Annotated in this window: 19 protein-coding genes and 1 pseudogene; 10 read left to right on the top strand and 10 right to left on the bottom strand. The window is 63.7% G+C overall.

Going from position 1 to position 25161, the window contains the following annotated elements; all coding sequences use genetic code 11:
- Window positions 1-60: 60 nt before the first annotated feature.
- The 3 genes from LY284_RS05760 to LY284_RS05770 all read left to right on the top strand — a co-directional run bounded on the left by LY284_RS05760 (window position 61) and on the right by LY284_RS05770 (window position 2794).
- Window positions 61-1425, top strand: a complete 1365-nt coding sequence (locus LY284_RS05760) for an ATP-binding protein (RefSeq protein WP_014191268.1) — start codon at window positions 61-63, stop codon at window positions 1423-1425.
- A 197-nt stretch (window positions 1426-1622) separates the two neighbouring features.
- Window positions 1623-2171, top strand: coding sequence for a peroxiredoxin (locus LY284_RS05765; protein ID WP_014191267.1), 549 nt, complete (start codon window positions 1623-1625; stop codon window positions 2169-2171).
- A gap of 98 nt (window positions 2172-2269) precedes the next feature.
- On the top strand, window positions 2270-2794 hold the full coding sequence (locus tag LY284_RS05770) for a carboxymuconolactone decarboxylase family protein (RefSeq protein ID WP_233385228.1): 525 nt from the start codon (window positions 2270-2272) through the stop codon (window positions 2792-2794).
- Between the two features lie 6 nt (window positions 2795-2800).
- On the opposite strand, the gene ispF is transcribed toward LY284_RS05770, so the two are convergent.
- A complete protein-coding gene (gene ispF / locus LY284_RS05775; protein WP_014191265.1) occupies window positions 2801-3292 on the bottom strand; it encodes a 2-C-methyl-D-erythritol 2,4-cyclodiphosphate synthase in 492 nt (163 codons plus the stop codon).
- Window positions 3293-3322: 30 nt separating this feature from the next.
- Window positions 3323-4045, bottom strand: a complete 723-nt coding sequence (ispD, locus tag LY284_RS05780) for a 2-C-methyl-D-erythritol 4-phosphate cytidylyltransferase (RefSeq protein ID WP_014191264.1) — start codon at window positions 4043-4045, stop codon at window positions 3323-3325.
- Window positions 4046-4161: 116 nt separating this feature from the next.
- On the opposite strand from ispD, the pseudogene mfd reads away from it, so the two are divergent.
- The 3 genes and pseudogenes from mfd to LY284_RS05795 all read left to right on the top strand — a co-directional run bounded on the left by mfd (window position 4162) and on the right by LY284_RS05795 (window position 10653).
- A pseudogene (gene mfd, locus LY284_RS05785) lies at window positions 4162-7658 on the top strand (transcription-repair coupling factor).
- A gap of 751 nt (window positions 7659-8409) precedes the next feature.
- Complete coding sequence (gene argE, locus LY284_RS05790) at window positions 8410-9642, top strand: acetylornithine deacetylase (RefSeq protein ID WP_053568054.1); 1233 nt, start codon at window positions 8410-8412, stop codon at window positions 9640-9642.
- 9 nt (window positions 9643-9651) lie between these two features.
- Window positions 9652-10653, top strand: coding sequence for a threonine/serine dehydratase (locus LY284_RS05795; protein WP_045450470.1), 1002 nt, complete (start codon window positions 9652-9654; stop codon window positions 10651-10653).
- A 34-nt stretch (window positions 10654-10687) separates the two neighbouring features.
- Here LY284_RS05795 and LY284_RS05800 read toward each other — a convergent pair whose 3' ends face one another.
- The 4 genes from LY284_RS05800 to LY284_RS05815 all read right to left on the bottom strand — a co-directional run bounded on the left by LY284_RS05800 (window position 10688) and on the right by LY284_RS05815 (window position 14798).
- Window positions 10688-11503 (bottom strand): ABC transporter permease subunit, encoded by an 816-nt coding sequence (locus tag LY284_RS05800; RefSeq protein ID WP_014191260.1) that lies wholly within the window; start codon window positions 11501-11503, stop codon window positions 10688-10690.
- The gene (locus tag LY284_RS05805) at window positions 11503-12408 is read right to left on the bottom strand and encodes an ABC transporter permease subunit (protein ID WP_041730340.1); all 906 of its coding nucleotides are present in this window, start codon (window positions 12406-12408) and stop codon (window positions 11503-11505) included. The genes LY284_RS05800 and LY284_RS05805 overlap by 1 nt, the downstream gene beginning before the upstream one ends.
- The gene (locus LY284_RS05810; protein WP_045451935.1) at window positions 12405-13577 is read right to left on the bottom strand and encodes an ABC transporter ATP-binding protein; all 1173 of its coding nucleotides are present in this window, start codon (window positions 13575-13577) and stop codon (window positions 12405-12407) included. The genes LY284_RS05805 and LY284_RS05810 overlap by 4 nt, the downstream gene beginning before the upstream one ends.
- 129 nt (window positions 13578-13706) lie before the next feature.
- Window positions 13707-14798: a polyamine ABC transporter substrate-binding protein gene (locus LY284_RS05815; RefSeq protein ID WP_374730227.1), complete on the bottom strand. Its 1092-nt coding sequence runs from the start codon at window positions 14796-14798 to the stop codon at window positions 13707-13709.
- A gap of 551 nt (window positions 14799-15349) precedes the next feature.
- Between LY284_RS05815 and LY284_RS05820 the strand changes: the two genes are divergently transcribed.
- The 3 genes from LY284_RS05820 (at window position 15350) to LY284_RS05830 (ending at window position 18307) form a co-directional block, all read left to right on the top strand.
- On the top strand, window positions 15350-16684 hold the full coding sequence (locus tag LY284_RS05820; RefSeq protein ID WP_045450469.1) for an Nramp family divalent metal transporter: 1335 nt from the start codon (window positions 15350-15352) through the stop codon (window positions 16682-16684).
- A gap of 101 nt (window positions 16685-16785) precedes the next feature.
- On the top strand, window positions 16786-18051 hold the full coding sequence (locus LY284_RS05825; protein ID WP_233385244.1) for a phospholipase A: 1266 nt from the start codon (window positions 16786-16788) through the stop codon (window positions 18049-18051).
- A gap of 52 nt (window positions 18052-18103) precedes the next feature.
- Window positions 18104-18307, top strand: coding sequence for a DUF1289 domain-containing protein (locus tag LY284_RS05830; protein ID WP_233385247.1), 204 nt, complete (start codon window positions 18104-18106; stop codon window positions 18305-18307).
- 67 nt (window positions 18308-18374) lie between these two features.
- Here the strand turns inward: LY284_RS05830 and LY284_RS05835 are convergent, their stop codons facing one another.
- From LY284_RS05835 to LY284_RS05850, 4 genes are all read right to left on the bottom strand, one after another.
- On the bottom strand, window positions 18375-19967 hold the full coding sequence (locus LY284_RS05835; RefSeq protein WP_014191253.1) for an ABC-F family ATPase: 1593 nt from the start codon (window positions 19965-19967) through the stop codon (window positions 18375-18377).
- 186 nt (window positions 19968-20153) lie between these two features.
- Window positions 20154-21599 carry a threonine synthase gene (thrC, locus tag LY284_RS05840; RefSeq protein ID WP_014191252.1) on the bottom strand — a complete coding sequence of 482 codons (1446 nt, stop codon included), beginning with the start codon at window positions 21597-21599 and terminating at the stop codon, window positions 20154-20156.
- A 15-nt stretch (window positions 21600-21614) separates the two neighbouring features.
- The gene (locus tag LY284_RS05845; RefSeq protein ID WP_014191251.1) at window positions 21615-22937 is read right to left on the bottom strand and encodes a homoserine dehydrogenase; all 1323 of its coding nucleotides are present in this window, start codon (window positions 22935-22937) and stop codon (window positions 21615-21617) included.
- Between the two features lie 24 nt (window positions 22938-22961).
- Window positions 22962-24200: a pyridoxal phosphate-dependent aminotransferase gene (locus LY284_RS05850; protein WP_014191250.1), complete on the bottom strand. Its 1239-nt coding sequence runs from the start codon at window positions 24198-24200 to the stop codon at window positions 22962-22964.
- Window positions 24201-24665: 465 nt separating this feature from the next.
- On the opposite strand from LY284_RS05850, the gene LY284_RS05855 reads away from it, so the two are divergent.
- On the top strand, window positions 24666-25040 hold the full coding sequence (locus tag LY284_RS05855) for an Mth938-like domain-containing protein (RefSeq protein WP_045450464.1): 375 nt from the start codon (window positions 24666-24668) through the stop codon (window positions 25038-25040).
- The last annotated feature ends 121 nt before the right edge of the window (window positions 25041-25161 follow it).

The raw sequence follows: 25161 nt of genomic DNA on the forward strand, positions 1-25161 counted from the left end.
TTCACTTGAGCGAGTTTCGCCACGCTTTATCCCCTTCACAGAGCTGAGCCCGACAGACCCATGCGCATCGACAGGCGGCTACTGGCGCTCGCGTTCGGCGGCCTGTTCTGGCGAACCTTCGCGCTGATCGCGCTGCTCATCGCCGTCAGCCTGACGGCGTGGTTCCAGAGCTTTCGCGTGATCGAGCGCGAGCCGCGCGCGCAACGCGTGGCGCTGCAGCTCGTCGCCGTGGTCAAGCTCACGCGCACCGCCCTGCTCTATTCCGACCCCGATCTGCGCCGCGCGCTGCTTCAGGATCTGGAGAGCAACGAGGGCGTGCGCGTCTATCCGCGCGAGACCACCGACAAGTACAAGCTCCAGCCCGATGAATCGCTCAACCGGCTGATCGAACGCGACGTGCGCGGGCGACTCGGCAACGAGACGATCATCGCGCAATCGGTCAACGACATACCCGGCGTGTGGATCAGCTTCAAGATCGACGACGACGATTACTGGGTCGCGCTCGACCGCGATCAGCTCGACACCGTCACCGGGCTGCAATGGGCCGGCTGGGGCGTGTTCGCGCTGGCGCTGTCGCTGTTCGGCGCGGCCTTCATCACGAGTCTCGTGAACCGGCCGTTCGCGCGCCTCGCGCTCGCGGCGCGCAAGCTCGGTTCGGGGCAGTCGCCCGAGCGTCTGCCCGAGCGTGGCATGGGCGTCGCGGCGGAAACCAATCGCAGCTTCAACCAGATGGTGCAGGATCTCGAGCAGCTCGAAGCCGACCGCGCGCTGATGCTCGCGGGCATCTCGCACGATCTGCGCACGCCGCTTGCGCGCCTGCGTCTCGAAACCGAAATGAGCCCGTCGGACGAAGCGACCAAGCTCGCGATGATCGACGACATCGAGCAGATGGACATGATCATCGGGCGCTTTCTCGACTATGCGCGGCCGATGCAGCGCATGCCCGAGGCGGTCGATCTCTCGATGATCGCAGGCGAACTCGCCGCGCGTTTCCAGGCCGACGAAGGCGTGGTCATGCGCACCGATCTCGCGCAAGGCGCGGTGATCGAAGGCGATCCGACGGACGCGCGCCGCGTGGTCGGCAACCTGCTGGAAAACGCGCGCAAGTACGGTCGCAGCGAGCACGACGACGTCGCGCGCATCACGCTGCTCACGCGCGTCGCGCACGGCAAGGTCGAACTCTCGGTGATGGACGAAGGCCGCGGCATCCCTGACGATCAGGTCGCGCTCATCACGCGCCCGTTCTATCGCGTCGACGCCGCGCGCACGCAGGCGAACGGCACGGGCCTCGGCATGGCGATCGTGCAGCGTCTCGTCACGCGGCAACGCGGCACGCTGCGCCTGCGCAACCGCACGCCACTTCCCGGCTTCGAAGTGACGATCGACTTCCCGCCCATGAAAGGCGGCGCGCGCTTCGAGACCTGACCCGCGCGCCTCGCGCCGCTTTGCGAAAAGCTATCCCGCCCATTAGCCAAATACTATTGAGGCGCTCCTTTAAATACCGTTAAGATGAACCAGGCTCACGCGCGGCACGCCTGGCACGGGCGTGTCATGCGCGCGTTACGGCGATCCAGTAGTTTGGTTGGAGATTGTCCTCTCAACGATTCCACAGGAGTTAGCGCATGAAGACCGTTGGCGATAAAGTCGAAGCATTCACCGTCACCGCTGCGAAGCCGGGTTTCAATCATCACGAAGAGAACGGCCAGTCCGCTTTCGAGGAAGTCACCGAGCAGTCCTTTCCGGGCAAGTGGAAGATCATCTATTTCTATCCGAAGGATTTCACGTTCGTGTGTCCGACGGAAATCGTCGAGTTCGCCAAGCTGGCGAAGGATTTCGAGGACCGCGACGCGGTGCTGCTGGGCGGCAGCGTCGATAACGAGTTCGTCAAGCTGGCGTGGCGTCGCGAGCACAAGGACCTGAACAAGCTGAACCACTACGCGTTCGGCGACGTGAAGGGCGAGCTCATCGATCAGCTCGGCGTGCGCGACAAGGAAGCCGGCGTGGCCCTGCGCGCTACGTTCATCATCGATCCCGATAACGTGATTCAGCACGTGTCGGTCAATAACCTCAACGTGGGCCGCAGCCCCGAAGAAGTCCTGCGTATTCTCGACGGCTTGCAGACGGACGAGCTGTGTCCGTGCAACCGCGCGGTCGGCGGCGCGACGCTGTAAGCGCGTCCGATCGCTGCCGATTCCGCAAAGCCCGCCATTCGGCCGAACGCGTGTTCGGCGCTGGCGGGCTTTTTAACGCCATCGAACAGGAGAAAACAATGGAATTTCTGTCTGCGATCAAGGATCTGGTGCCCGACTACGCGAAGGACATCCGCCTGAACATCGACGGCACGATCGCCCGCTCGTCGCTCGAAGGCAATGACGCCGTGGGCGTCGCGCTGGCCGCCGCGTTCGCCGCGAAGGCGACGAAGCTCGTTGGCATCATCCGCAATGCGGGCGTGCTGTCGCCGGAAGAGACGAACGCCGCGCTCACGGCGGCTGCCCTGATGGGCATGAACAACGTCTGGTATCCGTATCTGGAGATGGCCGGCAACGCCGATCTCAAGACGCAGCCCGCAAACCTGCGCATGAACGCGTACGCCACGCATGGCGGCGTCGACAAGCGGCGCTTCGAGATGTACGCGCTCGCGGCGTCGATCATCGGCAAGTGCCATTTCTGCGTGAAATCGCACTACGAGAATCTCGTTGCCGAAGGCATGTCGACGACGCAACTGCGCGACGTCGGGCGCATCGCGGCGGTGATCAACGCGGTGGCGCTGACCATCGAAGCGGAAGGGAAATAGCGCCCGTTATCCGTCGATCGACGTGCGCCGCAGCAGCACCGCGGCCTGCGCCTCGATGCCCTCTTTCCGGCCGAGATAACCGAGCTTCTCGTTGGTCTTGGCCTTCACGTTCACGCGGTCGATCGAAAGATCGAGATCGGCGGCGATGTTCGCGCGCATCGCGTCGATATGCGGGCTGAGCTTCGGCGCCTGCGCGATGATCGTGCTGTCCACGTTGGCGATCGCGAAACCGGCGTCCGTCACGCGCTTCATGGCTTCGCGCAGCAGCACGCGGCTGTCCGCGCCCGCGAATTCGGTCGCCGTATCCGGAAAGTGCCGGCCGATATCGCCGAGCGATGCCGCGCCGAAAAGCGCGTCCGTGATCGCGTGCAGGAGCACGTCGGCGTCGGAATGGCCGAGCAGGCCGCGTTCGTAGGGAATCGTCACGCCGCCGATGATGAGCGGCCGGCCCTCGACGAGCTGGTGGACGTCGTATCCTTGTCCGATTCTGAAATCCATCGATCCAAACCTTGCAGTAGAAGTTAGCGGTTAGGGCTTCGCGGAAAGAATCGCGCCCGCGAGCGCGAAATCTTCCGGATAGGTCACCTTGAAGTTGCGCAAGCTGCCCTGAACCAGCTTCGGCGAGTGCCCGAGCCATTCGATGGCGCTTGCTTCGTCCGTCAGGTCGTGGCCGTCGTGCCGCGCACGCTCGATCGCCTCGCGCAGCATGCCGAGCCGGAACATCTGCGGCGTTTGCGCCTGCCAGAGGCCGTCGCGCGATTCCGTCCGGGCGATGCGCGTGCCGGTATCGGGCGCGTCGGGCATGTTCGGTGCGACGCGTTTCAGCGTATCGGCGACCGGCAGCGCCAGAATGCCGCCGACCGCATCGTCGCGCAGTGCCGCGACGAGCTTGCGGATCAGCTCGGGCGTGATGCCGGGGCGCGCGGCGTCGTGCACGAGCACCCAGTCGTCGTCGCGCGCGCCGAAATTCGCGAGCGCCACGAGGCCGTTGTACACCGACGCCTGCCGCGAGGCCCCGCCGCAGCGTTCCACCGCGAAGCGCAGGCCGGCGAAGCGCCGGGCGTCGAAATGGTGGTCGTCGGGTGCGAGCACGACGAGCGTCTGCGAGAATTCGGAGCACGCGTCGAACGCCGCGAGCGTGTACGCGAGCATCGGGCGGCCCGCGACCATCTGGTACTGCTTCGGCATCGGCGCGCCCGAACGGCTGCCGGTTCCGGCGCAGGGAATCAGTGAGAACAGGCGGGGAGTCACGGGCAAATTCACTGGCAAATGAGGGGCGCAAGTCAAAGTTGAAGCCCGGATTTTATAATACGTCTTTCGCGACCACGTCCCGCGCGCCTTTTCGGCGTTGCGCCAGGGACGGTTCAATGCCTACCCTATGTCCACCAAAGCGTCCACCCAAGCCGTCAACGCGCAGTCCAGCGCTCCCATCGCGCTCGTGAAGGCGGGTCAGCGCTTCGTCTTCGACGGCGCGTCCGGCTCCTCCGATGCGCTCGCCATCGCGCGCTATCACACCGCGTATCGCGAGCGCGTGCCGCTCCTGACGGTCGTCACCGCGGGCGCCGTCGATGCGCAGCGTCTCGCCGCCGAGATCCCCTACTTCGCGCCGGATGCGCGCGTGCGTCTTCTGCCCGACTGGGAAACGCTGCCTTACGACACCTTTTCGCCGCACCAGGATCTCGTCTCCGAGCGTCTCGCGACGCTGCACGATCTCGGCGAAGGACGCTGCGACATTCTTATCGTGCCCGCGACGACGGCGCTGTACCGCATGCCGCCGGCCTCGTTTCTCGCGGCCTACACGTTTTCGTTCACGCAAGGCGAGCGCCTCGACGAAGCGAAGCTCAAGGCGCAACTGACGCTCGCGGGCTACGAGCACGTGAGCCAAGTCGTGCGCCCGGGCGAGTATTGCGTGCGCGGCTCGCTGATCGATCTTTATCCGATGGGCTCGGCGCTGCCTTATCGCCTCGATCTGTTCGACGATCAGGTGGACTCGATCCGCGCGTTCGATCCCGACACGCAGCGCAGCCTCTACCCGGTGCGCGACGTGCGCCTGTTGCCGGGCCGCGAGTTTCCGTTCGACGAAGCCGCGCGCACCGCATTCCGCAGCCGCTGGCGCGAAGTCTTCGAGGGCGACCCGAGCCGCTCGCAGATTTACAAGGACATGGGCAACGGCGTGCCGTCGGCGGGCATCGAATATTATCTGCCGCTGTTTTTCGACGAAACCGCGACGCTCTTTCACTACCTGCCGGAAGGCTCCCAGCTTGTGTTCGTCGGCGACATGGACGCGGCGATCAAGCGCTTCACGCACGACACGAAGCAGCGGTTCGACTTCCTTTCGCACGACCGCGAGCGCCCGCTGCTCGAACCGCGCCGGCTCTTTCTGACCGACGACGACTTCTTCACCTTCGCAAAGCCCTTCGCGCAGCTCAAATTCCCTGCGACGCCCGAGGGCGGCTGGGCGGTGCCGCTGCCGGGCCTCGCGATCGACCGTCACGCCGACGAGCCGCTGCTCGCACTGCGCCATTATCTGGAGCAGACGGACAACCGCGTGATGCTCGTCGCCGAATCGGCGGGACGGCGCGAAACGATTCAGCAATTGCTCGCGGACAACCACCTGCGCGGCGAGTCGCGCGACACCTTCCTCGAATGGCTCACCGCCGACGCGAAGTTCACGCTCGGCATCGCGCCGCTTGCAAACGGCTTCGTGTTGCCCTCCGAGAAACTCGCGATCGTCACCGAAACCGAGCTATACGGCCCGCTCGCGCGTCGAGCCGGCCGGCGGCGGCAGGAACAGGCGAGCAATGTCGATTCGATGGTGCGCGATCTCGCCGAACTGAAGATCGGCGATCCGGTCGTGCATGCGCAACATGGCATCGGCCGGTACATGGGTCTCGTGTCGATGGACCTCGGCGAAGGCGAAACCGAGTTCCTGCACCTCGAATATCAGAACGACGCGAAGCTGTACGTGCCGGTCGCGCAGTTGCACGTGATCTCGCGCTATAGCGGCGCGGACCCGGACAGCGCGCCGTTGCATCAGCTCGGTTCCGGCCAGTGGGAAAAGGCGAAGCGCAAGGCCGCGCAGCAAATCCGCGATACCGCGGCCGAACTGCTGAATCTGTATGCGCGCCGCGCATCGCGCGAAGGCTACGCGTTCAAGCTCGAACCGCGCGATTACACGAAGTTCGCGGAGAGCTTCGGCTTCGAGGAGACGCCCGATCAGGCGGCGGCGATCGCATCGGTCATCGGCGACATGACGAGCGGCAAACCGATGGACCGGCTCGTGTGCGGCGATGTCGGCTTCGGCAAGACGGAAGTCGCGTTGCGCGCCGCGTTCATCGCGGTGATGGCGGGCAAGCAGGTCGCGATTCTTTCGCCTACGACGCTGCTCGCCGAGCAGCACACGCAGACCTTCACCGACCGTTTCGCCGACTGGCCCGTGCGCATTGCGGAGCTGTCGCGTTTCAAGACCGGCAAGGAAGTCTCGACGGCGATACAGCAGATCAACGAAGGCAGCATCGATATCGTGATCGGCACGCACAAGCTCTTGTCGAGCGATGTGAAGTTCAAGCGGCTCGGGCTCGTGATCATCGACGAGGAGCATCGCTTTGGCGTGCGACAGAAGGAGGCGCTCAAGGCGTTGCGCGCGGAAGTCGACGTGCTCACGCTCACCGCGACGCCGATTCCGCGCACGCTCGGCATGGCGCTCGAAGGCCTGCGCGATTTCTCCGTGATCGCGACCGCGCCGCAGAAGCGGCTGGCGATCAAGACCTTCGTGCGCCGCGAGGAAGACGGCGTGATCCGCGAGGCCATGCTGCGCGAGCTGAAGCGCGGCGGCCAGGTGTACTTCCTGCACAACGAAGTCGAGACGATCGAAAACCGCCGCACGATGCTGGAGGCCCTCGTGCCCGAGGCGCGCATCGCGGTGGCACACGGGCAGATGCACGAGCGCGAGCTTGAGCGCGTGATGCGCGATTTCGTTGGGCAGCGTGCGAACGTGCTGCTGTGCACGACCATCATCGAGACCGGCATCGACGTGCCGAGCGCGAACACCATCCTCATGCATCGCGCGGACAAGTTCGGTCTTGCGCAGCTGCATCAGTTGCGTGGGCGCGTGGGGCGCTCGCATCACCAGGCGTATGCGTACTTGCTCGTGCACGATCCGCAGTCGCTGACGAAGCAGGCGCAGCGCCGCCTCGAAGCGATTCAGCAGATGGAGGAACTCGGTTCGGGCTTCTATCTGGCGATGCACGACCTCGAGATTCGCGGCACCGGCGAGGTGTTGGGCGACAAGCAATCGGGCGAGATTCAGGAGATCGGTTTCCAGCTTTACACCGACATGCTGAACGATGCCGTGCGCGCTTTGAAGGAAGGACGCGAGCCGGATCTGAACGCGCCGCTCGCGGCGACGACCGAGATCAACCTGCATGCGCCGGCGATTTTGCCCGCCGATTACTGCGGCGATGTGCAGGAGCGTTTGTCGCTGTACAAGCGGCTGGCGAACTGCGAGTCGAGCGATGCGATCGACGGTATTCTCGAAGAGCTCGTCGACCGGTTCGGCAAGTTGCCGCCGCAGGCGCATGCTTTGGTCGAGACGCATCGGTTGAGGCTGGCGGCGAAGCCGCTGGGCATTTCCAAGATCGATGCGGCGGAGTTGTCGATATCGTTGCAGTTCATTCCGAATCCTCCGGTGGATGGGATGAAGATCATCGAGATGGTGCAGAAGCATAAGCACATCAAGTTGGCGGGGCAGGATAAGTTGCGGATCGAAGCGCGGAGTCCGGATTTGGCGGTGAGGATTTCTACTGTCAAGGAGACGCTGCGGGCGCTGGGGGGGCCGGTTAGGCAGGCGCTTGCCGCGCGGTGAGGGTTTTTTGTTTTTGTTTCTGTCGGTGGGTCCCGTTTTCTGTTTGTTGGATCCCGTTTTCGTGTCGGTCTATTAGCACTGCCCCTCCCCGGGGCGGGGGTAACTTTCTTTGCTGCTGCAAAGAAAGTCACCAAAGAAAGCAGCTCTCTCACCGCCCGCGGTCACACGCAGTTTGACCACTCTTCTCCTCGGGGAACGGCCCTCGCCTAAAGAGTGCCCTCGAAGGACCAACCGGGCTTGGATCGCGCACGGTCCGTCACATCGCGCCGCTTAACGAACCGGTACAGCCATTTCAAGTTCCAGCCCGCTCCGCGGCCGATGGGTTAATCGGGCTCGGGGCCGCGAGCGCACTCGCCCTCCCACTGGTTTCCCTCGCATACCCGGCGGCAGCGCGCAGCGCTGTGCCGAAGCTATTTTGTGCTGAACCAGCGCGCTTCGCGCACTGGCTTGTCAGACCGTGCGCGATCCAAGCCCGGTTGGGTTTATGAGGGCACTCTTTAGGCGAGGGCCGTTCCCGGAGGAGAAAAATGGCCAACGTGCGTGTGACCGCGGGCGGTGATAAAGCTGCTTTCTTTGGTGACTTTCTTTGCAGCAGCAAAGAAAGTTACCCCCGCCCCGGGGAGGGGCAGTGCTAATAAACCAACACGAAAGCAGGTTCCACGACAAACCAAAAAAATAGCGGAAAAAGCCCAACCGCGGCCAGCGTTCCCCATTTGGGCTATGATCAAACCCTACCCGCAGGAGTCAAAAAATGTCACAGATCGCTGACACGGCGCATCTCGAAGCCCAGAGCGAAACCCGGAGCGAAACCCCCATTTCCCTGCCGTGGATCGAACGGCTGATCTCCATCGATACGGTCAGCCGCAATCCGAATCTCGGCCTGATCGAAACCGTTCGCGACGAACTTCGCAAGTCCGGCATCGATGCGACCATCACCACCGATCCGCGCGGCCAATGGGCGAATCTCTTCGCCACCGTCCCGGCCCACGACGGCGAAACCCACGGTGGCATCGTGCTGTCCGGTCACACGGATGTCGTGCCCGTCGACGGCCAGGACTGGCAAAGCGACCCGTTCAAGCCCGAAGTGCGCGACGGCCTCCTCTACGGGCGCGGTTCCTGCGACATGAAAGGCTTCATCGGCGCGGCGCTCGCCATGCTGCCGGCCATGCAGGCGACGAAGCTCGCGAAGCCCATCCACTTCGCGCTTTCCTATGACGAAGAAGTCGGCTGCGCAGGCGCGCCGATCATGATCGCCGACCTTCAAAAGCGCGGACTGAAACCGGACGGCTGCATCGTCGGCGAACCGACCTCCATGCGCCCCGTCATCGCGCACAAGGGCATCAACACGTACCACTGCTGCGTGCGCGGCTTCGCGGCGCACTCGTCGCTCACGCCGAAGGGCCTCAACGCGATCGAATACGCCGCGCGGCTCATCTGCCATATCCGCGATCTCGTCGACGAATTCCGCGCGCGCGGCCCCTTCGACGAACTCTACGACGTGCCCTTCACCACCGGCCAGACGAGCACGATCAAAGGCGGCAACGCGATCAACACCGTGCCCGCCGAATGCAACTTCGAGTTCGAGTTCCGCAATTTGCCGACCATCGACCCGGACCAGATTTTCCGGCGCATCGAAGCCTATGCGCATGAAACGCTGCTGCCGAAGATGCTCAAGGAGCACGGCAACGCGGCCATCGAATTCACCAAGCTCGCGTCCGCGCCCGGCCTCGACGCCACCGAGCAGGCCGCGATCACGCAGCTCGTGCGCGCGCTCACGTCGAACCAGGACAAGCGCAAGGTCGCCTACGGCACGGAAGCGGGTCTTTTCGCCAACGCGGGCGTGCCGAGCATCGTGTGCGGGCCGGGCAATATCGAGCAGGCGCACAAGGCGAACGAGTATGTGTCGCTGGAACAGCTCGCGCAGTGCGAGGCGTTCCTCGGCAAGTTCATTCACAGCATGTCCGTCGACGCTCAACCGCGCTGATCCACGCCCATGTCCACCGCCCAGCATACCGACAATACGATCGACGGCACACCGATTCCGACACTCGACGAAATCGCCGAGCAGCACATGGTGCTCACGCCCTGGGTCGCGCGCACGCCGACGTTCGAACGCCACGACTTTCCGACGCTCGAAGGCACGCCGGTCACGTTCAAGTTCGAGTTGCTGCAGGCGAGCGGCACGTTCAAGGCGCGCGGCGCGTTCTCGAACATTCTCGCCTTGAGCGACAGCGAGCGTTCGGCGGGCGTCACGTGCGTGTCGGCGGGCAATCATGCGGTGGCGGTCGCCTACGCGGCGCAGCGCATGGAAGTCGGCGCGAAGGTCGTCATCATCAAGAGCGCGAGCCCGGCACGCGTTGCGCTGTGCCGGCGCTTCGGGGCGGACGTCGTGTTCGCGGAAAACGTCGCCGAAGCGTTCGATGTCGTGCGCCGTGTCGAGGCGGAGGAAGGCCGCGTGTTCATCCATCCGTTCAACGGCTATCGCACGGTGCTCGGCACGGCGACGCTCGGCTACGAATGGACCTCGCAGGCGCCCGATCTCGAAGCGGTGATTCTGCCGATCGGCGGCGGTGGGCTGGCCGCAGGCGTCTCCACGGCGATGCGTCTCGCAAATCCGTCGCTGCATGTGTACGGCGTGGAACCGGAAGGCTCGGACGCCATGCGGCGCAGCTTCGAAGCGAATCACACGATCAAGATGGGCGCGATGCACGGCATCGCCGATTCGCTGATGGCGCCGCACACCGAGCAATACAGCTACGAACTGTGCCGACGGCATATCGACGACATCGTCACCGTCTCGGACGACGCATTGCGGCACGGCATGGCGCTGCTTTTCAATGAACTGAAGCTCGCTGTCGAGCCCGCGTGCGCGGCCGCCACGGCCGCCCTGCTCGGTCCGCTGCGCGAGCGCCTGCAGGGCAAACGCGTGGGCGTGCTGTTGTGCGGCACGAATACCGATCCGGCGACGTTCGCGCGGCATCTGTCGAACGCCTGAAACGAAAACGGCTCCATCGCGGAGCCGTTTTTGCTTACATCACCGCGGCGAGCCTTCTGCGCTCGCTCCGCTGCATGAAGTAGTTCGCCGCGATCACGCCGATCGTCACGAGCGCGATGAACAGGGTCGCGAGCGCGTTCATCTCCGGATTCAACCCCAGACGCACGCGCGAGAACACGACGAGCGGCAACGTCGTCGAGCCCGGGCCGGACAGGAACGCCGACAGCACGAGATCGTCGATCGACAGCGTGAACGACAGCAGCCAGCCCGCCACGAGCGCCTGCGAAATCAGCGGCAGCGTGATCGTGAAGAACACGCGCAAGGGCGTAGCGCCGAGATCGAGCGCGGCTTCCTCCAGCGACGGATTCAGCTCCCGCACGCGCGATTCCACGATGATCGCGACATACGAAATGCACAGCATCACGTGGCCGATCCAGATCGTGAAGAAGCCGCGATCCGGCCAGCCGAGCAGCTTCGACATTTCGACGAACAGCAGCAAGAGCGAAATGCCCTGAATGACTTCGGGAATCACGAGCGGCGCGTTGATCATGCCGGCGTAGAGCGTGAAGCCCTTGAAGCGCCCCATGCGCGCAAGCACGAAACCCGCCCACGTGCCGATGACGACCGACGCGCACGCCGTGAAGAACGCGATGCGCAGCGAGAGCCACGCGGCGTTGATGAGTTCGTCGTCGGTGACGAGCGCGCGATACCACTTGAGCGACGGCTCCGTCCAGACGGTGACGAGCGGCGAGTCGTTGAACGAATAAACGATGAGGCTCAGGATCGGGATATACAGAAACGCGAATCCGAGCCCGAGCGCGGTGAACTGCAACGGACGGCTGGGCTTGATCATCGTTTCTCCTCCAGTTGCTTCGCCTGGAAATGCTGGAAGAGCGCCATCGGCACGAGCAGCAGCAGCACCATCGCGCAGGTGACGGCCGAAGCCATCGGCCAGTCGGCGTTGTTGAAGAACTCGTTCCACATGACGCGGCCGATCATCAGGGTATCCGCGCCGCCGAGCAGTTCGGGAATCACGTACTCGCCCACCGCCGGAATGAACACGAGCAGGCAGCCCGCGATGATGCCGTTCTTCGACAGCGGCAGCGTGATCGTCACGAACGCCTTCCACGGCTTCGCGCCGAGATCGTAGGCGGCTTCGAGCAAGGTCAGATCCATTTTGACGAGATGCGCGTAGAGCGGCATCACGAGAAACGGCAGATACGAATACACCATGCCGATATAGACCGCGATATTCGTGTGATACAGCTCGATCGGCGAATGCAGCACGCCGATCGACATCAGGAAGTTGTTGAGCAGGCCGTTGTTCTTGAGAATGCCGATCCACGCGTACACGCGAATCAGGAACGACGTCCAGAACGGCAGCATCACGGCCATCATCAGAATGTTGCGCGAGGCCGGATTCGAGCGCGCGATGTAATACGCCATCGGATAGCCGATGATGAGGCACAGCAAGGTAGACACCGCCGCGACCAGCAGCGAGTTCATGTAGGTCGCGAAATACAGGCTGTCCTGGATCAGGAACGCGTAGTGCGCGAAGTCGAGCGCGATATGCATCACGCCCTCTTCCAGCTTCACCAGATCCGTGTATGGCGGAATGCCGAGCTGGCTGTCCGCGAAGCTGATCTTCACGACGAGCAGGAACGGCACGAAGAAGAGCAGCAGCAGCCACAGATACGGCCCGCCGATGACGAGCGAGCGCCCGCTTACGCCGAATCGATTGAGCAGCTTCATCATGACGTCAGCACCACGCCGGCCGATGCGCTCCAGCGCACGTAGACTTCGTCGTCGAACGTGGGCGAATCGATTTCGCCGATCGCGAGGCTCGACAGGTTCGCGACCACCACCTTGCCGGAATCGAGCGTCACGTGATAGAGCGTGTAGCCGCCCATATACGCGATGTTCGTGACCCTGCCGCGGCCCCAGTTGTACGCGCCTTCGGGCGGCTTGCGCGTGAGCGCGATGCGCTCGGGGCGCACGGAAATCGTCACCGGCATGCCGAGCGGCCCGGTGATGCCGTGGCTCACGTAAAGCCGCACCGGCAGTTCGGTCGATTCGACGAACACGTGATCCGGCTCGTCCTCGACCACGTTGCCGTCGAAAAGATTGGTCGAGCCGATGAACTGCGCCGAGAAGCGGCTGTTCGGATATTCGTAGACTTCGTGCGGCGTACCGAGCTGCACGATCTGCCCTTCGCTCATCACGGCGAGGCGATTGGCCATCGTCATCGCCTCTTCCTGGTCGTGCGTGACCATGATGCAGGTGACGCCGACCGAATCGAGAATATTCACGAGCTCGATCTGCGTGCGCTGACGAATCTGCTTGTCGAGCGCGGACATCGGCTCGTCAAGCAGGAGCAGCTTCGGACGCTTAACGAGGCTGCGCGCCAACGCGACGCGCTGCTGCTGGCCGCCCGAAAGCTGATGCGGCTTGCGCTTCGCGTACTGCGCCATCTGCACGAGCGAGAGCGCGGCATGCACGCGGTCTTTCAGTTCGCAGCCCTTCACGCCTTCCTGCTTCAGCCCGTACGCGACGTTCGATTCCACGCTCATATGCGGAAAGAGCGCGTAGGACTGGAACATCATGTTCACGGGGCGGTTGTACGGCGGCATCTTCGCCAGGTCTTCGCCGTCGATCAGGATCTGCCCTTCGGTCACGGTCTCGAGCCCGGCGAGCATGCGCAGAAGCGTCGATTTGCCGCAGCCGGAACTGCCGAGCAGCGCGAAAAGCTCGCCCTTTTTCACCGACAGATTGACGCCGCGCACGGCCGTCGTCTCGCCGAATTTCTTCACGACATCGACGATCCGCACGAAGCCGTCGTCCGTGCTCTGGGCCGTGGGAGAACTGCCCGGCTCGCGCCGGCCGGAATTAGGCGCTGCCTTCAACGCGCTCGACTGCTCACTCATGATTGCCTGTTCGACTCCCTGCTTCCATGTGTCTTGCGTGGCTCGCGCCGGCATGCGCCGCGGCCACGAACAAAGCCCCCGGCGGTCCAGGGGCTTCGTCTATTCAAAAGAATGACCGGCTTGCCGGTTTCATCGGCCGGACTTGAACTCGGTCCAGAGCCGCGTCTGCAGGCGCTGGATTTCCGGCGGCAGCGGCTTCAACAGGAACAGCGTCTTGATGACGTCCTGCGGCGGGAACACGGCCGGATCGTTCGCGACATCCTTGTCCACGTACTTGCGCGCTTCGAGGTTGGCGCTCGGGTAGAACACCGCGTTCGTGATGGCCGCGTGAACCTGCGGCGTCTCGATGTAGTTGATCCACTCGTGCGCGGCTTCCTTGTTCTTTGCGTCCTTCGGGATCGCCATCACGTCGAACCACACGGGCGCGCCGCCCTTCGGAATGTAGTACTCGATCTTGAACGGCTTCTTGGCTTCGACCGCGCGATGCTTCGCGATCACGACGTCGCCCGACCAGCCGTAGGTAAAGCAGATGTCGCCGCCGACCAGATCGTTGATGTAGCCCGACGAATTGAACTGCGTGATGTACGGGCGGATCTTCTTCATCATCGCGAGCGCTTCGCGATAGTCGGCCGGATTCGTGCTCATCGGATCCTTGCCGATGTAATGCAGCGCGGCCGCGAACATCTGGTCCGGCGCGTCGAGCACCGAGACGCCGCACGCCTTCAGCTTCGAGATATTCTCGGGTTTGAACAGGATGTCCCAGTTGTTGAGCTCGGCGTTCGCGCCCAGAATCTGTTTGGCCTTGTCGACGTTATAGCCGAGACCGGTCGTGCCGTACGCCCAGGGCACCGTGTACTTGTTGCCGGGGTCCGCGCCCTCGACGAGCTTCATCAGGTCGGGATCGAGATACTTGAGGTTCGGGAGCTTCGACTTGTCGAGCGGCGCGAAGATGCCCGCGGCGATCTGCTTGCCCGCGTAATTGCTCGTCGGCGCGACGATGTCGTAGCCCGAGCGGCCGGTGAGCAGTTTGGCCTGGAGCGTGTCGTCGCTGTCGTAGTTGTCGTACTTCACCTTGATGCCGGTCTGCTTGGTGAAGTTGGGAATCGTGTCCTTGGCGATATAGTCCGACCAGTTGTACACGTTCAACTGCGTGTCCTTCGCCGTCGCGGCGAGCGGAGTCAACATCGCGGCGCATGTCAGGGCGCCCGCCAGCTTCGCCATGCGGCTCGCCAGTTTCTCGTTCATCTCGATTCTCCCTTGTTCCGACTTGTCACGGCATCGTGCCGAGCGGTGCCCGCGCGTCGTTTCACGCCGCATCGCGCCCGCGACTCCCTTTGAAACCCGGAAACTACCATTAAACACAAGCGCGACAAAAAATAATGCGCCGCGTGTCGCGCAAAATGTACACGCCGTGGCGCCCACGGCCGGCGAGCCTTGCCTTGCGCGCGGCGGGCGTTCTCCGGCGGCCCGCCCCGCGATGGCGGGCCGCCGGAAAGAGCGCGCATTTTATCCCCTAATGGGCCCACGCGGCACCTGATAAAACCACACTCGCATCGTGGCGCGCGCTCGCGTAAGCCCGTTGCAATGTCATTATTCGTGATCGGCCTCACGCCGCCTCAAATCACGGGCGCGCGAGCCTGACGAATAGCCAGCGGAACGGTTGTTGCGAGCCAATTCGACGTGCGCCGCGAGATGCGGCGTTTTCTGAACCGGCAACGCACGCACGCCTGACCGACGCCGCCGTTGCATCGCTATTCGAGGCCGTTTCCCGCATGAATACCCATCCGTCCGCGCTCGCTCAGCTTTCCGCCGCGAAAACCGGCGCGCAGTCGCCCGCCAGCCGCGAGGAACGGCCACGCTCGCCGCGCCCGCGCGGACGCTGGTATTCGTTCGCGGGCGCGGGCGCGCTCGTCGCCGTGGGCTACATGGACCCCGGCAACTGGGCGACGGCGCTCGCGAGCGGCGCGCGCTACGGTTATTCGCTGCTTTTCGTCGTCCTGCTCGCGAGCCTGATGGGCATGCTGCTGCAATGGGTCGCCTCGCGCGTGGGCGTCGTGACCGGGCGCGATCTCGCGCAGTTGTGCCGCGAGCGCTACAGCCGCCGCACGACGATCGTGCTGTGGATCGCATGCGAAATCGCGATCATCGCGTGCGACGTGGCGGAGGTCGTCGGCAGCGCGGTCGCGCTCCAGATGCTCTTCGGCCTCTCGCTGACCGCGGGCGTGCTGATCTCGGCGGTCGGAACGTTCGCGATGCTCGCGCTGCAAAGCCGCGGCCGCCGGCCGCTACAGCGGGCCGTGACGACGCTCATCTTCTTCGTGAGCCTCTGCTTCGTGATCGAACTGGCGCTCGCGCATCCGGTCTGGGGCGAGGCGATGCGCGGGCTCGCGCCATCGCGCGAACTGCTGCGCGACGCCGGCATGCTCTGGCTCGCGGCGGGCATTCTCGGCGCCACCGTGATGCCGCACAACCTCTATCTGCACTCGGCGCTCGTGAAAGAGCACGCGAACATCCGCGACGACGTGTCCATCGGGCGCGCGCTGCATGGCGTGAATATCGACACCTTCGCGTCGCTCACGCTCGCGTTCATCGTCAACGCCTCGCTGCTGGTGGTCGCGGCGGCGGTGTTCCATGCGAGCGGTCACGTCGACGTCGACGATCTCGCGGATGCGCACCGGCTGATCGCGCCGCTCGTCGGCAGTCACTGGGCGGGCGTCGTGTTCGCCGCCGCCCTGCTCGCTTGCGGCCTGAATGCGACGGTCACGGGCACGCTCGCGGGCCAAGCGGTGATGGAAGGCTTTCTGCGCCTGAAAATGGCCCGCTGGGCCCGCGCGATGCTCACGCGCGGCCTCGCGATCGGGCCAGCGCTCGTCGCGGTCGGCAGCTTCGGCCAGCACGGTTCGAACACGCTGCTGGTCGCGACGCAGGTCGTGCTGAGCCTGCAACTGCCCCTCGCCGTGATTCCGCTCGTGCGCTTCGCCTCCGATTTCGGGCTGATGGGCCGCTGGCGCGTCGCGCGTGTTCCGCTCGCGCTGGCGTGGGCGTGCGCGGGCGTGATCGTCGCCCTGAACGGCGCGATGCTGTGGCAGGCGGTCTTGCCAGGCTGACGCCGTCCATCGGGCGCCGATTTTCGGGATCGCGGTGCGATTTGTGCTGTCACACCCTGCTGTCACCCCCTTTTTGCGCCCCGAAACAGGACCCGCACTCCATGGCTTTAGGCCCATGCCCCCGTTTGCCAAAGGTTGTCGCTTCACGCCCGCTCACGCTGCTCGTCGCCCTTTTCTGCGCGAGCGGCGCGGCGCATGCCACCGTCGCCGTGTTGCAGCCTGCGCGCGAAGCCGCCGCTTCGCAGCCGCTGGAACTGACCCTGCTCTATACCGACGACGACCGCACACCCTTGAGCGTCGAAGTGCCGAAGCAACTCACCGTCAGTCTGACCAACGGCGATCTGCCGCCCGTGCCGCTCACGCTTGCGCGCGATCCGGACGTGCCCGACCATCTGCGCCTCGCGCCGGGCCAATACCGCCGCGTGCGCTTTTCCGCGCCGTGGCCCGAGTCGGCGCGCGGCACGGTGAAGATCGATCCAGTCGGCTTCGATGCGTCGCCGATGCTCGTCACGCTCAATCGCAGCGAAACGCAGACGCAGGTCGTGGCGGCCGAGCAGCGTGAAGCGCAGGCGACGACCCCCGCGCAGGTCGCGAGCGCGAGCGCCGCCGCGAACGCGGTCGCCTTGCCGGCATCCACCAGCGATACGATGCTCTCCGGCCGTTTCTCGACGTTCGATCCGATCTATTTCGCCGACGGCAAGAACGGCGATAATCTCGCCAAATTCCAGTTCAGCTTCAAGTACCGTCTTCATCTCCCCGACGATCCGCGCTCGCGCGGCCTGCTCGACAATCTTTACTTCGGCTACACGCAGACGGCGATCTGGAATCTGTCCGCGGAGTCGTCGCCGTTTCGCGACATCAGCTTCCAGCCGCAACTGTTCTACTACGTGGAAGACACCGGCTGGAAGAGTCCGCTTTTCACGCGCATGGGCGTTTCCGCGGGCTTCGGGCATGAGTCGAACGGCAAGAGCGGCGACGAATCGCGCGCGATCAATATCGCGTTCGTGCGCCCGACGTGGGATTTCGGCGATCTGAACGCCCATCACCTGACGCTCTCGCCGAAGTTCTACTACTACCTGTCGAAATCGGGCAATCAGGACATTGCGGATTACCGCGGCTACGTGGACTTTCTCGTGAAGTACGGCAGCCCGGACGGCTGGCAGCTCGCGACGACACTGCGCAAGGGCACGAAGCACTGGTACGGCAGCATCGATTCGCAGTTCACGTATCCGCTCGCCAAGCTGATCGGCAGCGCCTGGGGCGGCTATCTCTTCCTCAGCTACTTCAACGGCTATGGCGAGGATATCCTCGACTACAACCAGCGGCATCACTGGATCGCGCGAATAGGCTACAGTATCGCGCGCTGAACTTTTTTTGAGATTTGGACCGCGTCCGATGACGCGGTCACGAGTGAACCCCATGGCTTCCAATCTTCACGACCTTCCCGACAGCCCCTGTATCGGCGTGTGCTCCACGCTTTTCGACGATGTTTGCAAGGGCTGCGGCCGCACGGCCGGCGAGGTCTCCAACTGGGTCTTTCTGACCGACGACGAAAAACGCGCGATCTGGGAACGCATCACGCGCGAAGGCACCGCGATGCGGTTTCGGAACGACAGACTCTGATGCCGATAGAAAAACGGCCCGCTCTTTCGAGACGGGCCGCTTCGTAACGCTGCCGCCGGGCCGGCGATTACTGAATCCCCTGGCTCGACAAAAAGTCTTCGTAATTCCCGCCGAAGTCCCTTAGCGTGCCATTGGTCTTCACTTCGATGATCCGGTCCGCCAGCCCGCTGACGAACTCGCGGTCATGCGACACGAAGATCAGCGTGCCTTCGAACTTCTCGAGCGCGATCTGCAGCGATTCGATCGACTCCATGTCCATGTGGTTCGTCGGCTCGTCCATCAGGAGCACGTTGTGGCGGCCGAGCATCAGCTTGCCCCAGATCATGCGGCCCTTCTCGCCGCCCGACAGCACCTTCACGTTCTTCCTGATGTCGTCCGCGTTGAACAGCAGCCGGCCGAGCGTGCCGCGCATCATCTGCTCGTCGTCGCCTTCCTTGCGGTACTGGTCGATCCACTCGGTCAGCGTCTCGTCCTTCGGAAACTCTTCGTACGTGTCCTGCGGCATGTAGCCGACGTTCGCGTTCTCCGCCCACTTCACGGTGCCGTGATCGAGATCCAGCGCGCCCTTGAGCGACTTGAGCAGCGTGGTCTTGCCCGCGCCGTTCTCGCCGATGATCGCGATGCGCTCGCCCGGCTGCACGGACAGCGAGAAGTTCTGGAAGATCGTGCGATCGTACTTCTTGGTGATGTCTTCCGCGACCACCGCGATGTTATGCAGCTTCTTCTCGTACTCGAAGCGGATGAACGGATTCTGACGCGACGACGGCTTGAATTCCTCGATCTTGATCTTGTCGATCATCTTGAGGCGGCTGGTCGCCTGACGCGCCTTTGACTTGTTGGCCGAGAAACGGCGCACGAAGTCCTGAAGGTCGGCCACGCGCTCCTTCGCCTTCTGATTGGCGTTCTGCTGACGCTCGCGCGCCTGCGTGGAGGCCAGCATGTAGTCGTCGTAATTGCCCGGCCAGATCTTCAGCGTGCCGTAATCCATGTCCGCCATGTGCGTGCAGACCTGGTTCAGGAAGTGCCGATCGTGCGAGATGATGATCATCGTCGAGTTGTACTGGTTGAGCACGTCTTCCAGCCAACGGATCGAGTTGATGTCGAGGTTGTTGGTCGGCTCGTCGAGCAGCAGCACGTCGGGCTTCGAGAACAGCGCCTGTGCGAGCAGCACGCGCAGCTTCCAGCCGGGCGCGACGTTGCTCATCGGGCCGTTGTGATCGTTGATGTCGATGCCGATGCCGAGCAGCAGCTCGCCCGCACGCGCCTCGGCCGTGTAGCCGTCGTATTCGGCGAACTTGGCTTCGAGGTCGGCGGCGCGCATGTAGTCGTCATCCGTCGCGTCGGGGTTCGCGTAGATCGCGTCGCGCTCGGTCATCGCGGCCCACATTTCGGTGTGGCCCATCATGACGACGTCGAGCACGCGCATGTCTTCATAGGCGAACTGATCCTGGCGCAGCTTGCCGAGGCGGATGTTCGGCTCCAGCATGACGTTGCCGGAACTCGGTTCCAGGTCGCCGCCGAGGATTTTCATGAACGTCGACTTGCCGCAGCCGTTCGCCCCGATCAGTCCATAGCGGTTTCCTTCGCCGAACTTGACCGAGATGTTCTCGAAGAGGGGCTTGGGCCCGAATTGCATGGTGATGTTGGCGGTAGACAGCACGGCGCGTCCTTTTGAATGGGGTACGACGAAAAACCTAAGATTTTAGCAGCTTTTGGCGGGGTTTTCCCGCGTTTCACCGATGCGGGCGCTCGGCGCGAAATCGCGCCGCGAAGAAAAAGGGCGCGGCCAGTGCGGCCGCGCCCATGCGTTTCAGCGCCGCTCCGCACGAGGCGGATGCGCCTCGCCCTACGTTCGTTCGGCGATGAACGCCTTCACCACGCTCGCATCCGCGGGAACGATATCGAACCTTTGTGGCAGTTTTTCAAGTCCCACGAACGCCGACGGCCGTTCCGGCTCGCAATCGAGCGCCTCGCGGATCGTCTCGCCGAACTTGATCGGCTGCGCGGTTTCCAGGACGATCATCGGCACGCCGGGCTTCAGGTTCTCGCGCGCGACCTTCACGCCGTCGGCGGTATGGGTGTCGATCATCGTCTGATACCGGTCGAACACGTCGCGAATCGTCTTCACGCGATCGTCGTGGCCACTCTTGCCCGACACGAAGCCGAATTCCTTCACGCGCGCGAAGTCGCCGCTCGCCGCGAGATCAAAGCCGCCCTGTTCTTCCACGTCGCGGAAAAGCTGCAGCACGCGCGCCGGGTCGCGGCCCAGCAAGTCGTACACGAAGCGCTCGAAGTTCGACGCCTTCGAAATGTCCATGCTCGGGCTGGTCGTGTGATACGTCTCGGCCGCGCCGCGCACGCGGTACACGCCCGTCTTGAAGAACTCGTCGAGCACGTCGTTTTCATTGGTCGCGACGACGAGCTGATCGATCGGCAGGCCCATCATGCGGGCGATGTGCCCAGCACACACATTGCCGAAGTTGCCCGAGGGCACCGTGAACGACACGCGCTCCTCGTTGCTCGCCGTCGCCGCGAAGTAGCCCTTGAAGTAGTACACGACCTGCGCGACGACGCGCGCCCAGTTGATCGAATTGACGGTGCCGATCTTGTGCTTCGCCTTGTAGGCATGATCGTTCGACACGGCCTTGACGATGTCCTGGCAGTTGTCGAAATTGCCCTCGACGGCCAGATTGAAGATGTTCGGGTCTTGCAGCGAGAACATCTGCGCGGTCTGGAACGCGCTCATCTTCCCGTGCGGCGACAGCATGAACACGCGCACGCCGGTCTTGCCGCGCATCGCGTATTCCGCCGCGCTGCCGGTATCGCCCGACGTCGCGCCGAGAATGTTCAGCTCTTCGCCGTGCCGGGCCAATGCGTACTCGAACAGATTGCCGAGCAGTTGCATCGCCATGTCCTTGAAGGCGAGCGTCGGGCCGTTCGACAATTCCAGCAGCGACAGCGTCGTGCCGTTTTCCTCGCCGAGCGTCTTCAACGGCGTAATCTGCACCGCGCTTTCTTCATGGCGCACATTGCTGTACACCTGCGCCGTGTAGGTCTTGCGCGTGAGCGAGCGCAGGTCGTCGGCGGGAATGTCGTCGCTGAATTTGGACAGCACTTCGAACGCGAGATCCGCGTACGACAGCGTGCGCCATGTCGCGAGTTCGGCGGCGCTGACCTTCGGGTAGTCGTTCGGCAGATACAGACCGCCGTCTTTCGCGAGGCCGCCCAGCAGAATGTCCGAGAACGTGTGGCGCTCGTTCTGGCCGGCGCCGCGCGTCGAGATGTAGTTCATCGTGCTAACCCGTGCTTAGTTGAGCGCTTCCATGCGCAGCTTCGTCACCTTCGAGACGACCGTGGAGAGCGCTTCGATCTCGCCGATCGCCGCGTTCACGTTCTTTTCCAGCGTCTCGTGCGTGATGAGGATGATGTCCGTTTCGCCCTTGTTCGCGCCGTCGACTTCTTCCGATTCCTTTTGCAGCAACGCGTCGATGGAAATGGCCTTGTCGGCGAGAATGCGCGTGATGTTCGCGAGCACGCCGGTCACGTCGGCGACGCGCAGACGCAGGTAGTAGCCGCTCGTCACTTCGTCGATCGGCAGGATCGGCGTGTTCGACAGCGAATCCGGCTGGAACGCCAGATGCGGCACGCGATGCTCCGGGTCGGCCGTATGCAGGCGCGTCACGTCGACGAGATCGGCGACCACGGCGGATGCCGTCGGCTCCGCGCCCGCGCCCTTGCCGTAGTACAGCGTGGTGCCGACCGCATCGCCGTGCACGACGACCGCGTTCATCGCGCCTTCCACGTTCGCGAGCAGGCGCTTGGCGGGAATGAGCGTCGGATGCGTGCGCAGTTCGATGCCCTTCTCCGTGCGCCGCGCGATGCCGAGCAGCTTGATACGGTAGCCGAGGTCCTCGGCGTAACGAATGTCGATGGCCGCGAGCTTGCTGATGCCTTCCACGTACGCGCGATCGAACTGCACCGGCACGCCGAACGCGATCGCGCTCATGATCGTGACCTTGTGTGCGGCATCGACGCCTTCGATGTCGAAGGTCGGATCGGCTTCCGCATAACCGAGTTCTTGCGCGGCTTTAAGCGCGGTCGCGAAGTCGAGCCCGCGGTCGCGCATTTCCGAAAGAATGTAGTTCGTCGTGCCGTTGATGATGCCCGCGATGTATTGAATCTGGTTCGCCGTCAGGCCTTCGCGCAGCGCCTTGATGATCGGAATGCCGCCCGCCACCGCCGCCTCGAACGCGACCATCACGCCCTTGGCGCGCGCGGCTTCGAAAATCTCCGTGCCGTGCACCGCGAGCAGCGCCTTGTTGGCCGTCACGACGTGCTTGCCGTTGGCGATCGCGCGCAGCACCAGTTCGCGCGCGAAGCCCGTGCCGCCGATCATTTCGCACACGATATCGATGGAAGGATCGTCGACGACCGCGCCGAAGTCGTCCGTCACCGCGATGCCCTGAGCGGCAGCGGCCTCGGCCTTCGCCGGCGTGCGCACCGCGACGCGCGCGATTTCGATGCCGCGGCCCGCGCGTCGTTTGATTTCTTCCTGGTTACGGCGCAGCACCGTGAAGGTGCCGCTGCCGACCGTGCCGAAGCCCAAGAGTCCTACTTTGATCGGTTCCATGCAGCGCGAGTCTTTAAAGAGAAATTAAGCGGAATGCCGTTTGCGATAGCCGTCGAGGAAGCGCGCGATGCGGTTCACCGAATCCGCGAGATCGTCGACGTTCGGCAGGAAGACCACGCGGAAATGATCCGGCGTCGGCCAGTTAAAGCCCGTACCCTGCACGAGCAGCACACGCTCTTCGAGCAGGAGGTCGGTGATGAACTGCTGATCGTCCTGGATCGGGTACATCTTCGGATCGAGCTTCGGGAACATGTAGAGCGCGGCCTGCGGCTTCACGCAGGTCACGCCCGGAATGGCCGTGAGCATCTCGTACGCGAGCTCGCGCTGCTTGTAGAGACGCCCGCCCGGCAGGATCAGATCGTTGATGCTCTGATAGCCGCCCAATGCCGTCTGGATCGCATACTGGCCGGGCACGTTCGGGCACAGGCGCATCGACGCGAGAATGCCGAGGCCTTCGAGATAATCCTTCGCGCGGCGGCGGTTTTCTTCGATCAGCCCGGAAATCGCCATCCAGCCCGCGCGATAACCGCACGAACGGTAGCTCTTCGACAGGCTGTTGAACGTGACCGTGATCACGTCTTCCGAGAGTGCGGCCATCGACGTATGCGTCTTGCCGTCGTAGATGATCTTGTCGTAGACCTCGTCCGCGAAAATGATGAGGCCGTGCTCACGGGCGAGCGCGATCAGATCGAGCAGCAGTTCGTCCGAATACAGCGCGCCCGTGGGGTTGTTCGGATTGATCACGACGAGCGCCTTCGTGTTCGGCGTGATCTTCGCGCGGATGTCGTCCAGGTCCGGCATCCAGCCGTTGCTCTCGTCGCACATATAGTGGCGCGGCGTGCCCGCCGAGAGGCTCACGGCCGCCGTCCAGAGCGGGTAGTCGGGCGCGGGCAGCAGCACTTCGTCGCCGTCGTTGAGCAGCGCCTGCATCGCCATGACGATCAGTTCGGACGCGCCGTTGCCGATGTAGATATCGTCCAGTTCCACGCCCGCCACGCCCTTTTGCTGCGTGTAATGCATGATCGCCTTGCGCGCGGCGAACACGCCCTTCGAATCCGAATAGCCCGAACTGCCCGGCAGATTGCGGATCATGTCCTGGATGATCTCGTCCGGCGCTTCGAAGCCGAACGGCGCCAGATTGCCGATATTGAGCTTGATGATGCGATGGCCTTCTTCCTCGAGGCGCTTCGCATGTTCGAGCACAGGTCCGCGAATGTCGTAGCAGACGTTTTGCAGCTTGTTGGATTTGAGAATCGGTTTCACGGCTGGCGCTCTGGTTCTGTTGTGAATGCGGACGGTTTTGTGGTGCCGGTCGGATGCGGCCCGGTATTTCATGCAGCCAGCCACGCGCGCGGGCGGCCGCGGGGCGTGGTGCGAAAAACCGAGGGTGAAGCCTGAAGGCGGCTCGCCCGGGCGATCCGCTCGTTCCCGAGCGCCGAACGATGCATTTCTGACGCCGCGCCAGGTAAGGCGGGGGGCGATGCGGACCGGATTGCGAGTCGGAGGCGGCTTGTGGCTGGCACGCGAGCGCAACAGGCGGCGCACGAGCGAGCCCGGCAGCCGAAAAGTTATAATTTACTGATTATGACTCAGTTCCGCAATGCACCAAAGGAACGCGGTCCGCAACGCCGTTTTCGTTGCGAAAAGCCGGCATGAAAGGCTGGCGCGAAACGCGATGAGCCGCGTCGCGGGCTGAGTCTTCACCTCTTCCCTTGCCGGATCACTGTTTTGAAACTGCACCAGGATTCCAACAGCGCGCTCAACACCATCACGAGCTACGGAGACGGTTTCGTGGCGATCAATCTCGAAAGACACGAAAGCAGCGTGATCGTCATGCCCCAGACGCCCGTCGCGGCGTGGCCGGTGTCGTCGTTCGAGGCGCTCACGCCCGAGCACTTCGAGGCGCTCGTTCAGGCCGCCCCGGAAGTCGTCATCTTCGGCAGCGGCTCGCGGCTGCGCTTTCCGCACCCGCGCCTCACGGCGCAACTGGCGAAGCACCGCATCGGTGTCGAGACGATGGATTTCGGCGCGGCGTGCCGCACCTATAACATCCTGATGTCCGAAGGCCGCCGTGTCGCCGCCGCGCTGCTGATCGAAGTCTGAGGCGCGCCTGAGGAACCGCTAAGGAACCGTTAAGGAAGCGCTGTCAGACTCGCGCCCGTTCCGGTATCGGCGCGAGCCGGCGCCGGCTCCGCGTCAAAATTGACAATCGCCGGGCGGGCGT

It is taken from the genome of Caballeronia sp. PC1 (genome assembly GCF_021353155.1).
GTDB lineage: Bacteria > Pseudomonadota > Gammaproteobacteria > Burkholderiales > Burkholderiaceae > Caballeronia > Caballeronia cordobensis.

What these genes read in the sequence shown, in the direction of transcription:
- LY284_RS05760 (WP_014191268.1), top strand. Translation starts at nt 61, where the DNA reads ATGCGCATCGACAGGCGGCTACTGGCGCTCGCGTTCGGCGGCCTGTTC.
- LY284_RS05765 (WP_014191267.1), top strand. Translation starts at nt 1,623, where the DNA reads ATGAAGACCGTTGGCGATAAAGTCGAAGCATTCACCGTCACCGCTGCG.
- LY284_RS05770 (WP_233385228.1), top strand. Translation starts at nt 2,270, where the DNA reads ATGGAATTTCTGTCTGCGATCAAGGATCTGGTGCCCGACTACGCGAAG.
- ispF (WP_014191265.1), bottom strand. Translation starts at nt 3,292, where the DNA reads ATGGATTTCAGAATCGGACAAGGATACGACGTCCACCAGCTCGTCGAG.
- argE (WP_053568054.1), top strand. Translation starts at nt 8,410, where the DNA reads ATGTCACAGATCGCTGACACGGCGCATCTCGAAGCCCAGAGCGAAACC.
- LY284_RS05795 (WP_045450470.1), top strand. Translation starts at nt 9,652, where the DNA reads ATGTCCACCGCCCAGCATACCGACAATACGATCGACGGCACACCGATT.
- LY284_RS05805 (WP_041730340.1), bottom strand. Translation starts at nt 12,408, where the DNA reads ATGATGAAGCTGCTCAATCGATTCGGCGTAAGCGGGCGCTCGCTCGTC.
- LY284_RS05810 (WP_045451935.1), bottom strand. Translation starts at nt 13,577, where the DNA reads ATGAGTGAGCAGTCGAGCGCGTTGAAGGCAGCGCCTAATTCCGGCCGG.
- LY284_RS05815 (WP_374730227.1), bottom strand. Translation starts at nt 14,798, where the DNA reads ATGGCGAAGCTGGCGGGCGCCCTGACATGCGCCGCGATGTTGACTCCG.
- LY284_RS05820 (WP_045450469.1), top strand. Translation starts at nt 15,350, where the DNA reads ATGAATACCCATCCGTCCGCGCTCGCTCAGCTTTCCGCCGCGAAAACC.
- LY284_RS05825 (WP_233385244.1), top strand. Translation starts at nt 16,786, where the DNA reads ATGGCTTTAGGCCCATGCCCCCGTTTGCCAAAGGTTGTCGCTTCACGC.
- LY284_RS05830 (WP_233385247.1), top strand. Translation starts at nt 18,104, where the DNA reads ATGGCTTCCAATCTTCACGACCTTCCCGACAGCCCCTGTATCGGCGTG.
- thrC (WP_014191252.1), bottom strand. Translation starts at nt 21,599, where the DNA reads ATGAACTACATCTCGACGCGCGGCGCCGGCCAGAACGAGCGCCACACG.
- LY284_RS05845 (WP_014191251.1), bottom strand. Translation starts at nt 22,937, where the DNA reads ATGGAACCGATCAAAGTAGGACTCTTGGGCTTCGGCACGGTCGGCAGC.